The sequence below is a fragment of the Enterobacter sp. RHBSTW-00901 genome (assembly GCF_014103115.1).
Lineage (GTDB): Bacteria > Pseudomonadota > Gammaproteobacteria > Enterobacterales > Enterobacteriaceae > Enterobacter > Enterobacter cloacae_P.
In genome coordinates this window covers 3,102,059-3,116,075 of the sequence record NZ_JABXPB010000001.1, presented here as the reverse complement: position 1 = coordinate 3,116,075, position 14,017 = coordinate 3,102,059, and the positions used below count along the sequence as shown (strand labels likewise).

General features: G+C 53.4%; 13 protein-coding genes and 1 pseudogene. 3 read left to right on the top strand and 11 right to left on the bottom strand.

The features are described 5' to 3' along the window. Positions 1–103: 103 nt before the first annotated feature. The 5 genes from HV318_RS14970 to pgi all read right to left on the bottom strand — a co-directional run bounded on the left by HV318_RS14970 (position 104) and on the right by pgi (position 5,924). Entirely contained in the window at positions 104–2,200 is a 2,097-nt protein-coding gene (locus HV318_RS14970) for a YjbH domain-containing protein (protein ID WP_182273376.1), read from the bottom strand. Beyond that, positions 2,200–2,937: a capsule biosynthesis GfcC family protein gene (locus HV318_RS14965; RefSeq protein WP_182273375.1), complete on the bottom strand. Its 738-nt coding sequence runs from the start codon at positions 2,935–2,937 to the stop codon at positions 2,200–2,202. The genes HV318_RS14970 and HV318_RS14965 overlap by 1 nt, the downstream gene beginning before the upstream one ends. Beyond that, positions 2,934–3,572 carry a YjbF family lipoprotein gene (locus HV318_RS14960; protein ID WP_182273374.1) on the bottom strand — a complete coding sequence of 213 codons (639 nt, stop codon included), beginning with the start codon at positions 3,570–3,572 and terminating at the stop codon, positions 2,934–2,936. The genes HV318_RS14965 and HV318_RS14960 overlap by 4 nt, the downstream gene beginning before the upstream one ends. 93 nt (positions 3,573–3,665) lie before the next feature. Next, positions 3,666–3,908: an exopolysaccharide production protein YjbE gene (yjbE, locus tag HV318_RS14955; protein ID WP_182273373.1), complete on the bottom strand. Its 243-nt coding sequence runs from the start codon at positions 3,906–3,908 to the stop codon at positions 3,666–3,668. 366 nt (positions 3,909–4,274) lie between these two features. Beyond that, a complete protein-coding gene (pgi, locus tag HV318_RS14950; protein WP_182273372.1) occupies positions 4,275–5,924 on the bottom strand; it encodes a glucose-6-phosphate isomerase in 1,650 nt (549 codons plus the stop codon). Positions 5,925–6,299: 375 nt separating this feature from the next. On the opposite strand from pgi, the gene lysC reads away from it, so the two are divergent. Continuing rightward, complete coding sequence (gene lysC, locus HV318_RS14945; RefSeq protein ID WP_182273371.1) at positions 6,300–7,649, top strand: lysine-sensitive aspartokinase 3; 1,350 nt, start codon at positions 6,300–6,302, stop codon at positions 7,647–7,649. A gap of 41 nt (positions 7,650–7,690) precedes the next feature. On the opposite strand, the gene HV318_RS14940 is transcribed toward lysC, so the two are convergent. From HV318_RS14940 to HV318_RS14930, 3 genes and pseudogenes are all read right to left on the bottom strand, one after another. Next, the gene (locus HV318_RS14940) at positions 7,691–8,479 is read right to left on the bottom strand and encodes a nucleotidyltransferase domain-containing protein (protein ID WP_182273370.1); all 789 of its coding nucleotides are present in this window, start codon (positions 8,477–8,479) and stop codon (positions 7,691–7,693) included. 48 nt (positions 8,480–8,527) lie between these two features. Continuing rightward, positions 8,528–8,740: pseudogene (locus HV318_RS14935) on the bottom strand (RtcB family protein); the annotation flags it as partial. Between the two features lie 4 nt (positions 8,741–8,744). Then, on the bottom strand, positions 8,745–9,872 hold the full coding sequence (locus tag HV318_RS14930; protein WP_182273368.1) for a slipin family protein: 1,128 nt from the start codon (positions 9,870–9,872) through the stop codon (positions 8,745–8,747). 443 nt (positions 9,873–10,315) lie between these two features. On the opposite strand from HV318_RS14930, the gene rtcR reads away from it, so the two are divergent. Together rtcR and yjbD are read left to right on the top strand one after the other, a co-directional pair. Beyond that, entirely contained in the window at positions 10,316–11,890 is a 1,575-nt protein-coding gene (gene rtcR / locus HV318_RS14925) for an RNA repair transcriptional activator RtcR (RefSeq protein ID WP_182273367.1), read from the top strand. Between the two features lie 273 nt (positions 11,891–12,163). Next, the gene (gene yjbD, locus HV318_RS14920; RefSeq protein WP_014830263.1) at positions 12,164–12,436 is read left to right on the top strand and encodes a YjbD family protein; all 273 of its coding nucleotides are present in this window, start codon (positions 12,164–12,166) and stop codon (positions 12,434–12,436) included. Here yjbD and rluF read toward each other — a convergent pair whose 3' ends face one another. From rluF to HV318_RS14905, 3 genes are read right to left on the bottom strand one after another with little or no spacing between them, the layout of a single operon-like run. Further along, complete coding sequence (gene rluF / locus HV318_RS14915; RefSeq protein ID WP_182273366.1) at positions 12,437–13,309, bottom strand: 23S rRNA pseudouridine(2604) synthase RluF; 873 nt, start codon at positions 13,307–13,309, stop codon at positions 12,437–12,439. A 53-nt stretch (positions 13,310–13,362) separates the two neighbouring features. Continuing rightward, positions 13,363–13,680 carry a CcdB family protein gene (locus HV318_RS14910; RefSeq protein ID WP_182273365.1) on the bottom strand — a complete coding sequence of 106 codons (318 nt, stop codon included), beginning with the start codon at positions 13,678–13,680 and terminating at the stop codon, positions 13,363–13,365. After that, the gene (locus HV318_RS14905; RefSeq protein ID WP_182273364.1) at positions 13,680–13,973 is read right to left on the bottom strand and encodes a type II toxin-antitoxin system CcdA family antitoxin; all 294 of its coding nucleotides are present in this window, start codon (positions 13,971–13,973) and stop codon (positions 13,680–13,682) included. The genes HV318_RS14910 and HV318_RS14905 overlap by 1 nt, the downstream gene beginning before the upstream one ends. Between the last annotated feature and the right edge of the window lie 44 nt (positions 13,974–14,017).

Here is a 14,017-nt window from a genome sequence, read left to right as displayed (position 1 = left end):
ACGCAAAAATGTGACGCGGATCTATATTTTTTGTTTATGTTTGATGCAATGCAAAGGATTGATCCCCTCTCTCCTTTGGAGAGAGGGGTCAGAGTGAGGGGCATCAGCGGAAGTTGATGTTCTTATCGCTGGTCATATCATACAGCTGGAACTTACGCCCAAGCTGCTGGCCCCCGTCACGTGTTAATGGCACCCAGCCAACCGCCGCGCGGCTGCGGGTTGGGCTCGATGAGAACAGATCCAGCGGAATCGACACGTAAACCCCTTTGGTGAAGTCCCCTTCCCCATACTCGTCCGGTGAGACGTTGGTGATCGTAGCGTAACCGCCAACGACCACACCGCTGTCGAAGTGTTTAGAGATATCCAGCGTGCCGCCCTTGTCGCCTGCCAGATACTGGCCGACGCTGGCTTTTACCAGCACGTCCGGGGCAAACGACGGCGTCCAGTAGGCCGTCAGGTGGCCAGTTTTAACGCTGTAGTCGGTGAACTTCATCATGTCCTGCGCGCTATGCCAGTCACGCTGTTTCACGTAGTTAGCATCAATACCGAACGCCCAGTTACTGTCGACAGGACGGTAAAGTACCTCAGCTCCCGCGCCACCGTACATGGTTTCCAGATAACCGCCGTACACCTGGCCGTAGAAACCGTTACCAAAATACTGGAAGTAGTTGGCCTGCAGGTTGTTCACGTAGACATCGTTCTGCACATATTCACGCACGTGGGTACGAACACGCGGTAGCGCCGAGTCATTCGGCGGGTTGGTGTAGTTAAATTTATCGTAGTTGTTGGCAATGTTTCCAAACAGGCTGCCGGTGGTCAGCAGGTGGTCGGTGACCCACAGATCCGCCGTCGCCATTACGCCCAGCTGATACATGTAGAAGTTTTCTGGCCCGCCAACGGACTGGCTCAGCACCGGATCGATATGGAAATCAAAGCGCGATTTATCGATATACCAGCCCTGTTCGGTGGTATCTGGTACGACAGGCTCAACGCGTTTTTGTACCAGCCCGGTTTCATGCCCAAGCGGTTCACCTTCCAGATGGCGCTTAAGGCTGGCGACATCCGTTTCTGTTGTGACTTGCGGCAGGTTGAGACGGTTTTCCGTCACGCGGATCGTGCGGATCCCGTCGGGCAGATCGTTCATGATTATCCGGTTGGCGCGTTCGATCCCTTCCCGCGAGTCGCGGTATTTCACCTGCTCGCCGGTGACGTACAGCGTATCGCCTTTCACCTGAATTTTCGGATCGGCCAGACCGGCATTGTATTTCAGTAACGTCAGCTGGTTCGCCACCACGGAGTGCTGAATGATGGCATCCTGCGGTTCCGGCTGATAAGCAGGCCGCGCGTTGTCGTTATAGTGCGGCCGCATATCGTTAAAGTTGGTACGTAACGTCACACCAAACATCACGGTGTTGCCGCGCTCGTAGCTGAGGTTAACGTCGGCCCAGTCAGTGACGCGGTAAATGGCCCCGACGTTAAACTTGCTCTTCTGCTCAATCTTCCCGGCGAAATCTTCGCTGTAGTTATTGCCTTCATACTCAAGCTTCAGGCGTAGTGGCTGCCAGGGTGTCTGGTATTCTACACCGCCAAACAGTGAGGCCGGGCCGTGGAACATCTGGTCGCCGTTGATGGAACCCGCTTTCTGGTAGCTGTTATCCCGATAGCAGTACTTTTCGCTATAGGAGCAGAACGGGTTTTTCACGTTACCGCTGGTTCCCAGATAGCCCCAGCCGAGACCAAGTGAGAAATCAAACGGCCCCCAGGCTTTACTGGCCACAACATATTCCGCATCAAACAGACCCGTACCGCCGATATCGCGTGCGCCAACGGAAACCTGCGGCATCCAGTAGCTCTCTTCCCACAGGCGCAGTTTTACGTCGAAAGCTTTATCTTTGTAGGTTTGATCGCCGGAGAAAGCCTCGACGCTACTGTACTTTTTGGTGCGCACATCGGTATAGCGCAGCGTGGTTTCAAGCCACGGGAATAGCTGCACCGACGCAGAGTAGTAGCGGTACTGATCGTTATCACGATAGTTAAGACTCAACTCCCCGTCACGCGCCATGCGCGCGGTGGGCGTTTGCAGTAAACCGACGCCACCGAAGTCTGACTGAGACGGGCCAATGGGTGCCGGATACGTTTCTGCATGGCAGGCGGCACTGACGCACAGTGCCAGCATGCTGTAGAGATATGTTTTTTTCATTAATCCGGTATCCGCTGTATCAGGGAGCGAAGGATATCGGCGTTAATCCCGTCATACGCCTTCGTCCAGGAGTGGTCGGCAAAACCGACGAAAATCACGCTGCCGGGCATGGGTTCGATATGGCGTTTATTCCAGTAGGCCACCGGGGCTTTTTGCGTGCGCCCGTCGGGGTAAATCACCCATGCGTAGCTGTTATCAGCCCCGCTCAGCAAGCTCTGCTCATCGAGATAGCTCGCGACATCGCGTCCCGGCGTAAAGGACAGTTTTCCCGGACGGCTGATAAGCCCCATCACGGTGACGGTGGAAGGCTCCACCGGAAGCCAGAGCGCATAGTCCCCTTCCAGCGTTGGGTTGCCGTTTTCCACCACGCGGACTTCATCCGGATCAAGATTGATTTTCAGACGCCCGGTAACCTTCAGCGCCTGAAGCTGCTGGCGCATGCTGTTAATGGCTGCCGCATCGTCGCCCCCTTCCTGCTCTGCCAGCCCCGTTAATCTGGCGAGCAGCGCGCTGTGCTTTTGTTCCGCCGCCACCGTCGCCTGTCGCTCGCTGATAACGGCTCCCGGCCACCAGCTGTTCGCCAGTTTTGGCTGGCCGACGAGATCGAGCAAATGCCCGGCGTTGGTCAGGGTTTTGGGTTGTGCGCTGTCCGGCATGTAGACCTTCACCGTCCCGGCAGACCAGGCGAGCGGCGTGGCAAAGCTTGCGATCAGCACAGCGCGGATGAGTATTTTCATGATTTCGCAGCCTTGATCAGGGTCGTTTTGACCGGGAAGAAACCAGCCCCGAGATACTGCAATGACTGGCGGATCTGCCCTTCGTCATCCACCCAGAAGCGGTTATGCCAGGTGGCCTGGTCAGTGGTCACCTCTTCATCCAGCACGCGAACCTGCGTTTCGTCGCTGCCCACGTTGATGCTGTCTGTACCGTCCCAGCGGAAGGTTGAACGGGCAGTGGCGTAGCGTACCTGCTTGTGTTCTGTCCAGCCCATCGTGCGCGTCCAGCTTGCACCGTCGGTGATTTGATGCGGTTTGATGAGGGGGTCGGCGGCAAGGTTGTTCACCTCAAGCAGGTTGTCGCCACCGAGCAGCGTTTTCACAATACGGCTATGCTGCGTCACGATGGTGGCCTGATCCTGCGTCACCCATTTCTGCTGCCCGTTTTCATCGAAAGCGAGCACCACAAACAGTTGAGGACCATCGTTTAACTGCATGTACTGGCTGGCATACGGCATGTTCTGCAGCTCGTCATCCGTCAGATGTACGCCAGGCGTGCCGAAAATGCTGTCCCACAGTGAGTTCCCCAGCCCTTTGGTGGTGGCTGAGCATGCCTGCAAGAGCAGGCAAATCAGGATGATCCCTGGTCGCTTCACGACTCTTCTCCGTATGGTTCCTACAGGTCCCGCAGGTCCCTGAAAAATCAGAATAACCACACCGAAGTGTGGTTATGATTAAAACACCCGCTATTACCGGGTGCTGGTCGTCGTGGTGGTCGTGGTTCCGGTATTGGAGCCATCACCGCCACCGGTTGCCGCCAGCGCGACACCCACGGCTGAACTTACGGTGCTGGCGCTGGCTGCGGTAGAACTTCCCGCAGACGCAGACGTCGCAGCCGAACCTGCCGCTTCCCCAACCTGAACCGGAGCAGCATAAACAGATGTCACCGCAAGCGCAGATATGGCAAGAATGCCATACAGTACTTTCTTCATAACAATTTCCCTTCATTGAATGAATGGAGGTTTGCCCAAAAAGAATTTCAGGCGGATTCGAGTATACACAACTAATGCGGGTGGATTACCGTGCGGATAAATAGGGGTGGAGTTTTCGGATTATTGGATAAAATTGAAATAGAAGAATATTTAATTAAATATTAAATGATTTAAAATCAACAAGATATAATTAAATTCTGATAAATGCATTCTCCGTATATTCCTAAAATAAACTGCGATGATTAATGGAGTAATGGTGTTTTTCGGATAAAACTCAGAGCAAGTTTTTGAGGTAAATAACAGACATCAGGAATTATCCGATAAAAAAATGCCGGCATTCCGCCGGCATTTTTCATGACATATTAATTACGCACGCCATGCTTTATAACGATTAATCAAACCATTTGTCGAGCTGTCGTGGCTGTTAATTGCTTTATCGTCACCCAGCTCTGGCAGAATGCGGTTTGCCAGCTGTTTACCCAGCTCAACGCCCCACTGGTCAAAGGTGAAGATGTTCAGGATAGCACCCTGAGTGAAGATCTTGTGCTCGTACAGGGCAATCAGCGCCCCCAGGCTGAACGGGGTCATTTCGCGCAGCAGGATGGAGTTGGTTGGACGGTTACCTTCGAACACTTTGAACGGCACAACGTGATCCAGGGTAGCCGGATCTTTGCCCTGGTCACGGTATTCCTGCTCCACCACCTCGCGAGACTTACCGAACGCCAGCGCTTCGGTCTGGGCGAAGAAGTTAGACAGCAGCTTCGGATGGTGGTCGGACAGCGGGTTATGGGTGATAGCCGGGGCGATGAAATCGCACGGTACCATTTTGGTGCCCTGGTGAATCAGCTGGTAGAACGCATGCTGGCCGTTGGTGCCTGGCTCACCCCAGATGATTGGGCCAGTCTGGTAATCCACCGCGTTGCCGTTACGGTCAACGTATTTACCGTTGGATTCCATGTTGCCCTGCTGGAAGTAAGCGGCAAAGCGGTGCATGTACTGGTCGTACGGCAGGATAGCTTCAGTTTCAGCACCGAAGAAGTTGTTGTACCAGATACCGATCAGCGCCAGCAGCACTGGCAGGTTTTTCTCTGGTGCCGTGGTGGAGAAGTGTTTATCCATCGCGTGCGCACCGGAGAGCAGCTCAACGAAGTTGTCGAAGCCAACGGACAGGATGATGGACAGACCGATTGCTGACCACAGAGAGTAGCGGCCACCAACCCAGTCCCAGAACTCGAACATGTTCGCCGTGTCGATACCGAACTCACCCACAGCTTTGCCGTTGGTAGACAGCGCCGCGAAGTGTTTTGCGACGTGCTTGTTGTCGCCCGCAGTTTTCAGGAACCAGTCGCGTGCGCTGTGGGCGTTGGTCATGGTTTCCTGAGTGGTGAAGGTTTTAGACGCGACCAGGAACAGGGTGGTTTCCGGGTTCACGTTCTTCAGCACTTCAGCGATGTGGGTACCATCGACGTTAGAGACAAAGTGCATGTTGAGGTGGTTTTTGTATGGGCGCAGCGCTTCGGTCACCATGAATGGGCCGAGGTCAGAACCGCCGATACCAATGTTCACCACGTCAGTGATCGCTTTGCCAGTGTAGCCTTTCCAGCTTCCGGAGATGATCGCTTCAGAGAACGCTTTCATCTTTTCCAGCACCGCGTTCACTTCCGGCATCACATCTTTGCCGTCAACGATGATTGGAGTATTGCTACGGTTACGCAGCGCCACGTGCAGCACAGCACGGTCTTCAGTGCGGTTGATCTTCTTACCGGAGAACATGGATTTGATGGCATCTGCCAGCTCTGTCTCTTTCGCCAGATCCTGCAGTTTCGCCAGCGTTTCTTCGGTAATGCGGTTTTTGGAGAAATCCACCAGCATCAGGTCATCGAAGGTCGCGGAGAACTTATTGAAACGATCGGCATCTTTCGCGAACAAATCCGCGATGGTGACGTCTTTCATTTCATCAAAATGTTTCTGTAGTGCCTGCCAGGCAGCGGTCTGCGTTGGGTTGATGTTTTTCATTAGCAATACTCTTCTGATTTGAGAATTGTGACTGCGGTCGATTGTAGCGCCTGCAAATAAAAATTGTGATGGTTTTTATGCCATTGCCCTGGCCTGCATCAAACACAGGTGAAAAGACCCAAAAAGTATAGCTGCTGGAATGGCCTCCAGGAGCGGCGAAATGTCGCCCAAAATGGGCTAAAATGGAGCATAAAATATGGCTCTGTTATAAGTCCTGTTACTGAGGGGTACCCCCCCATAAAAAATCCGCATAATCCCAGCATTGACAGGACCTCCCCCACATTTTATTTATAGGGCCGTATTTCGCGCCTGCACCTGTTTTCGTATCATTCTTGTGCCAAGGTCGCTTTATTCATTCCCTGACACGAGGTTGTTATGACGAGTTTTGTGGTCGCCAAGTTTGGCGGCACCAGTGTGGCTGATTACGATGCCATGAACCGCAGCGCCGATGTGGTGCTGGCCGATCCGAATACCCGCCTGGTGGTGCTTTCTGCCTCCGCTGGCGTGACGAACCTGTTGGTTTCTCTGTCTGAAGGACTGGAAGCGACCGAACGTTTCGTGAAGCTGGATGCACTGCGCAAAATTCAGTTCAACATCCTTGAACGTTTGCAAAACCCGAACGTGATCCGCGAGGAAGTGGAACGCCTGCTGGAAAATATCACCACTCTGGCAGAAGCGGCTTCCCTGGCAACGTCCACTGCCCTGACTGACGAGTTGGTCAGCCACGGTGAACTGATGTCTACCCTGCTGTTCGTTGAGATCCTGCGCGCACGTAACGTTCAGGCGCAGTGGTTTGACGTGCGTAAAATTATGCGCACCAGCGATCGCTTTGGCCGCGCCGAGCCGGACGTTGAGGTTCTGGCCGAACTGACCCATCAGCAACTGGTTCCGCGCCTGGCAGAAGGCATGGTGATCACTCAGGGCTTTATTGGCAGCGAAGCCAAAGGCCGTACCACCACGCTTGGCCGTGGTGGCAGTGACTACACCGCGGCTCTGCTGGGTGAAGCTCTGCATGCCACCCGTGTGGATATCTGGACTGACGTTCCGGGCATTTACACCACCGACCCGCGCGTGGTTTCTGCGGCAAAACGTATTGATGTGATCGCATTTGAAGAAGCTGCGGAAATGGCCACCTTCGGTGCGAAAGTGCTGCACCCGGCGACGTTGCTGCCTGCCGTACGCAGCGATATCCCGGTCTTCGTCGGTTCCAGTAAAGACCCGAAGGCGGGCGGTACGCTGGTGTGTAAGAAAACCGAAAACCCACCGCTGTTCCGCGCGATCGCCCTGCGTCGCCGTCAGACGCTGGTGACGCTGCACAGCCTGAATATGCTGCACTCCCGCGGCTTCCTGGCTGAAGTATTTGGTATTCTGGCGCGCCACAATATCTCCGTGGATCTGATCACCACCTCTGAAGTCAGCATCGCGCTGACGCTGGATACGACCGGCTCTACTTCTACTGGCGACACCCTGCTGACGCAGTCACTGCTGATTGAGCTGTCTGAGCTGTGCCGCGTTGAAGTGGAAGAGAACCTGGCGCTGGTTGCCATCATCGGTAATAAGCTGTCCCGCGCCTGCGGCGTAGGCAAAGAGGTCTTCGGCGTACTCGATCCGTTCAACATCCGCATGATTTGCTATGGCGCGTCCAGCTACAACCTCTGCTTCCTGGTCCCTGCCGATCAGGCGGAGCAGGTTGTGCAGAAACTTCATCAGAATTTGTTTGAATAAGCGCAAGAATGGCCCGGGTGTTTTCACCACCGGGCCATTCTTTAGCTTTTCATTACTGTTCTCATCAGCAGCGAATCCAGATCTTTTAAATCTCCTTCACTGCTGTCGGGTAGTACCGGCGGTAATTCTCCTCTCACCAGCTCACTTTGCAAAAAAGCGTGGATTAATGGCCGTTTAGGACCATATTCCGCTTCACCTGCGCGCTGTTTTATTTCCAGCAATGCATCAATTTCCGCACGTAACGGCGCACACAGTTCACTCCCGGCAAGCAGTGCGGCAAAACGCATAGGTGGAACGCCCTTCCCCGCTTCTACCCACCGCACCGCCAGCAAAGGGCGCAGGACATAAAAATACTTTTTCAGCCGAACCGTTTCCCCCTGTAAATATCCACGGAAGTTTTTCCGGGCCATTGAGAAGTAATGCCAGCGGGCGCGCAATGGCGAGAACCACGCGGGTATCAGCGCGCGCAGCTCGGCCAGCACCGTTTCATCTTCCTGATAGACAACAGGGGAATCCAGCCATTCTATTAGCGTCGGATTTGCACCCTTCAACAGGCCCAGAGCCTTACGCCATTCCCAGCCACATACGTCCAGTTCATCATCTATCGGCAGCTCGATCACATCCCGCTGGGACTCGACGCGCAGATACCATTCAGGGCGGTGAACATACAAAAACCTCACATCATAATCGCTATCCGGTGAGGCAAACCCCCATCCCCTACTGCCTGATTCACAGGCGTAGAGCACGCGCACGTTATAGCGCTGCTCTATATCGTGAAGTTGCCCGCAGACGCGTTCACGCATCGCGCTATCAACATCGTTGTTGCTCATTTTTCATCCTTTTACACATACTACCTGACGCAGGGTGTGAACGATCTCCACCAGCGACGATTGCGCTGCCATCACTGCCTCGATGTCTTTAGAGCCTTTACCGAGATGTACGTCGGGCATCACCGCAAGGTGTTTGAAAATAAACGGCATCTTTGCAGTACTCAGCAATTGCGCCTCTGGCTCCACGGGAACGCCGTGAGTCCACATTTTGATCGGTGCGCCGTTTGACGCCGTCAGTAATTCAAAATCGCTCTGTTGCATTGCGCTATCCTTTCAGATTAACAAGGCCGTGTAATACCTGGTCCAGACCACCAAATACCGAAATTTTGTCGATACGTTCCGCGACCCTTTCCAGGGTTTCCAGCTCTTTTAAACGCAGCGCCACCGGGTTGTTCTCCATCACCTTTGCGGTGTTTAACAGCGATCGTGTCGCCGCCGTTTCTTCGCGTCGGCGAATAACATTCGCCTGGGCCGATTTTTCAGCCTCTACCAGACGGGATAAAATCGTTTTCATATCACCAGGTAAAACAATGTCTTTTACCCCAAGTGACGCAATTTCCATTCCAAAGGGTAACAGGCGGCCTTGCACCTGTTTGCTGACCACCTCATCAATGATCTGCTTATCTTCCAGTAACTCATCGAGAGTGCGGGTGCCGACCGCCTCACGCAGTGCGAACTGGAGTTCGCGGTACAAATGTTCCAACGGTTTCGTAAGCTGTCCGCACGCCTGCAGCACGTCGCCGTAGCGCCAGTTGGCCGCCAGGTTCAGGCGCAGGTTAACTTTGTCCTTCGTCAGGATCTCCTGCCCACTCACTTCCACCACCTGAAGGCGTGTATCCACTACCTCTGCCTCTACGAGATGGTTAATTTTCCAGTATGCCGTCAGGCCCGGCGGTAACAGTGCCTGAATTTCTCCGTCGATTTTCACCATCCCAACGTGCCAGGCAGGTACCTGTACGACCAGCATCGCGTCGCGCCCCTTTACCGCGCCATTACGACGCGGTTGCAGAGCAGCATTCATCACATCCACCGGCACCTGCACGTCGCGGGTATCGATTCTTTTCAGGGTCAACGCAGCATCCTGCTGCCAGTACAGACAACGTGTACAAGGCGGCACAATCTCCTGCAATACACCGTTGTTCGATAACACCCCGATTTCATCCGCAGTAAGATCAACCGCCAGGCAGTAACGTGCCACCCAGTCAGGCTGAAAGCGGCGCAGATAATCCGCCAGCGCATCCGGCACCTCACTGCCGTCCTGGCTCACCACCAGCACGTCGTCCGTATTGAACCACCCCAGACGGTGTTCGCCCGCCTCCAGTACCCGGTAATAATCGCCAGCTTTTGCTACCAGTCCTAACTGACCTTTTTTTATCGTGATTTTTTTAGCCATTTTATATTCCTTAAAGTCAGGCGCGGGTGCAGGCACGAAATCACAGGGGAATGCCTTTTCGCCTGCGATCCGGCACCGTTACCGGCGGCCTTCATTGGGATTGCTGACTGCGCAATACCCCGTTTTTACTTTGATGTTTACGACCAGTTTTCATTGGGAGAATGAATCGGGAATCGAACCCTTCTGTGTGTCATTGGTTGACGGAACGCCCCCGGAAAACAGCCTTGCAGTTCCTGATGCGCCGACGGGGCCTTAACCCCCTGTGTGCTCAACGTCGTGACGTTATCTGTATTGCCAGAATCGTGCCAAAAACAAAAATCATCGTTTTATTTTTTTATTTCATTAATTATTAATGGATTTTTATTGACCACTATTTTCATCCATTGCCGTTCGGCTCAATATTTTTTATCCTTTACTATCAATAATTATCTTTCTGGATAAATATGAAGAAGCGACGGGTGGTAATCGGGGTGCTTGGCACCGTGATGGATAAACGGGGAAAACGGGCTAATCGCTTTCGCAAATGGCGACCGACCGTTGGGCTGTGCCAACAGCCGGATTTCCCGGTCGACAGGCTGGAGTTGCTTCATCAACCGCGAGATCTCGGCATGGCCCAGCAACTGGCGCAAGATATTGTGCTGGTTTCCCCCCATACCGAGGTACGTCCCAGCACGGTAATCATTGAAGATCCGTGGGATTTCGAAGATGTTTATGCCGCATTTCTCGATTTTGCCACCCAGTACACTTTTGATACCGAGCACGAAGAGTATTTCGTCCACATCACCACCGGCACGCATGTGGCGCAGATCTGCTGGTTCCTGCTGACAGAAGCCCGCTATCTTCCCGCCAGCCTTTTACAGACTGGACCTGCCAGAAAAGAAGCCTCTCCTGAGGAGATCGCAGCCGGAACTTACTCAATTATCGACCTGGATTTAAGTCGCTACACGACCCTCACCAACCGCTTTCAGCGCGAGCAGCAGCAGTCAATATCATTTCTGAAAGCGGGCATTGATACGCGAAACGCCACCTTTAACAGTCTTATCGACAAGATTGAACGCGTGGCGCTCCGTTCCACAGCACCTATCCTGCTGACCGGCCCCACCGGCGCGGGTAAGTCGTTCCTCGCGAACCGCATTTATCAGCTTAAGCAGTCACGCCATCAGGTTTCCGGCAAGCTGGTTTCCGTCAACTGCGCGACCCTGCGCGGTGATAACGCCATGTCCACGCTGTTCGGCCACGTGAAAGGGGCCTTTACCGGCGCACTGTCGGCACGCAGCGGCCTGCTGCGTGAAGCCGATGGCGGCGTCCTTTTCCTCGACGAGATTGCCGAACTAGGCCTGGATGAACAGGCGATGCTGCTCAAAGCCATTGAAGAGAAAACCTTTTTCCCGTTTGGCTCCGACAAAGAAGTTCACAGCGATTTTCAGCTTATCGCCGGAACCCACCGTGATATGCGCCAGTGGGTGGCAGAGGGACGTTTTCGTGAAGATCTCTATGCCCGTATTAATATGTGGAGCTTTGCCTTGCCCGGCCTTGCCCAACGGAAAGAGGACATCACGCCGAATGTCGACTACGAACTTCAACGTTTCTCTCGCGAAAGCCAGACGCAAATCCGCTTCGATAAAGAAGCGCGCGAAGGCTATCTGACCTTTGCCTGTTCCAGCAGGGCACTGTGGCGCGGCAACTTTCGCGAGCTGAGCGCAAGCGTCGCACGCATGGCGACGCTGGCGGAACGAGGGCGTATTACTCAGGATCTGGTGCTGGAGGAGATTTCCCGGCTTCAGACCGACTGGCAAACTGACATGCCACAGCCTGCAACTTGCATGGAGATTGACCTCTTTGACCAGCGGCAACTGGAAACGGTGCTAGAGGTGTGTCGCCGCAGCGCATCGTTGTCTGAGGCCGGACGAGAGCTGTTTGCCGTTTCACGGCTCAAAAAAGCCAATCCTAACGACGCTGACCGACTGCGCAAATATCTGGCTCGCTTTAGTCTGAGCTGGGAAAGCATCCGGACATAATCCATTTGAACATTATTTCCTTACGCGATAAACAATAACTATAGCCGGGCTCGACCCCGGCTTTTTATAACAAACACTTGCAACATTATCGCACATTGCCTCCGTGGGCTTTGTGGTGATTGTCGCGGTAGTGCTGCATAACCCCCTTGGTCTGCTGGGTGGCTACTGGTCCGGCAAACCCATTGATGAGCAACCGAAAAAAGATGTGGTGAAACAGGTTTAATTTGCTGCGTTTGCTTTACACTGAAACCTTCCCATCAGGAGGCTTCAGCAATGGCTACACCACGACTGACCCAGAAAGACATGACGGAAGCCGAGCAGCGCGAACTTAAAACGCTACTCGACCGCGCCCGCATCGCACATGGCCGCACGCTGACGAACGCCGAAACCAATCAGGTTAAAAAAGAGTACATCGACAAACTGATGGCTCAGCGCGATGCCGAGGCGAAGAAAGCCCGCAAACTGAAAAAGCAGCAGGCTTATAAACCGGATACCGAGACGACCTTTTCCTGGTCGGCCAATACCTCAACCCGTGGAAGGCGCTAATCAGCGCCCTTTCTTTTTACGGCCCGGCTGGGCGAAGCGCTTCCCGTTAGCCGGTTTGCCCCGCCCCTTTTCTTCCGCTTGTGGCGCTTTTACCACAGGACGCTTAATTGCCTGCGTTTTTGGCTTCGCTTTGGTTTTTGGCTTCGCCTCGGACGAGGAGTTTTCGATAAGCTTAAACAGCTCAATCAGCTCGTCACCGGTTAAATCGCGCCACTCGCCCAGCGGGATACCGGACAGGCTGACATTCATGATGCGCGTACGCTCCAGCTTCGTCACTTCATAACCAAAGTGCTCGCACATACGGCGGATCTGACGGTTTAAGCCCTGTACCAGAGTAATACGGAACGCAAACGGCGCTTCCTTCTTCACCTTGCACTTTTTCGTGACGGTTCCGAGGATTGGCACGCCTGCGCCCATACCGCGAATAAATTCATCCGTGACCGGCTTATTGACCGTAACGATGTACTCTTTCTCGTGGTCGTTACCGGCACGCAGAATTTTATTGACCAGGTCGCCGTGGTTAGTCAGGAAAATAAGACCCTGGGAGTCTTTATCCAGACGACCAATCGGGAAAATACGGCTGCTGTGGTTAACGAAATCAACGATGTTGTCCCGCTCGCCATCTTCCGTGGTACTGACAACCCCAACCGGTTTGTTCAACGCGATAAACACCAGATCTTCTGCATCACGCGGTTCGATGACCTGACCATTCACTTTGACCACATCACCGGGCACCACCTGGTCGCCAATAGTGGCGCGTTTGCCGTTGAGGAACACGTTACCCTGTTCAATGTAACGGTCAGCCTCGCGACGTGAGCAGATACCGCTCTCGCTAATGTATTTGTTTAATCGGGTTGATTGAGTTGGCAGCATAGTTTCTCCTGTAAAGGCGAAATATACCTTACCTTGCGGCTGACCAAAATGCCTTAGTAGCCATTGATAAGAAAATCGAGCGCATCCCGTAGAGAAGCCCTTTTATCGGTAAGATCTGCAACGCTCTCACCAATTTCTTTTGCTGGGATTCCAGACATCATATGCATCATTACGACACAGGGTTTTCCCGCGATTTCAACGACAGGGCAAACTTTCGCAGGTAGATTGCTGCCAGCCAGGTTGTCCAGCTCGATCGCGGGGGCAACCAAAACATGTTTCATCACATTCGCAACGGGGTGCTGCATATTGATCAACCAGGGATAGACTTTCTTCCCGTTACCCGTGTTCTCATAAGCAAAATATTGCTCCATCAGAACGACCTCTGAAAATCGCTGAAAGAACCGTTTTCATCGACCCACCGGTTAACGGCATCGATAGCGTCCTGATTCTCTTCAAGCCAAACCGTACGTTGATTTTCGCGAAACTTCTCCTGCAATGCCTCTGTTAGCACAGCTGAAAGATTGAGTTTAAGCTTTCGGGCCTCTTCCAGTATTTCTGGTGCTAAAGAGACATTGACCGATTTTTTAATTCCTTTGACTGTGCGCATGATAACCCCCATTGGAGTGCGCATGAATTGGCGAAGTGTAGCGTAGTATATGAGCATTTCCTATTCCCTTAAAAATATGAGGGCTAAGGGTAGATTGCTCA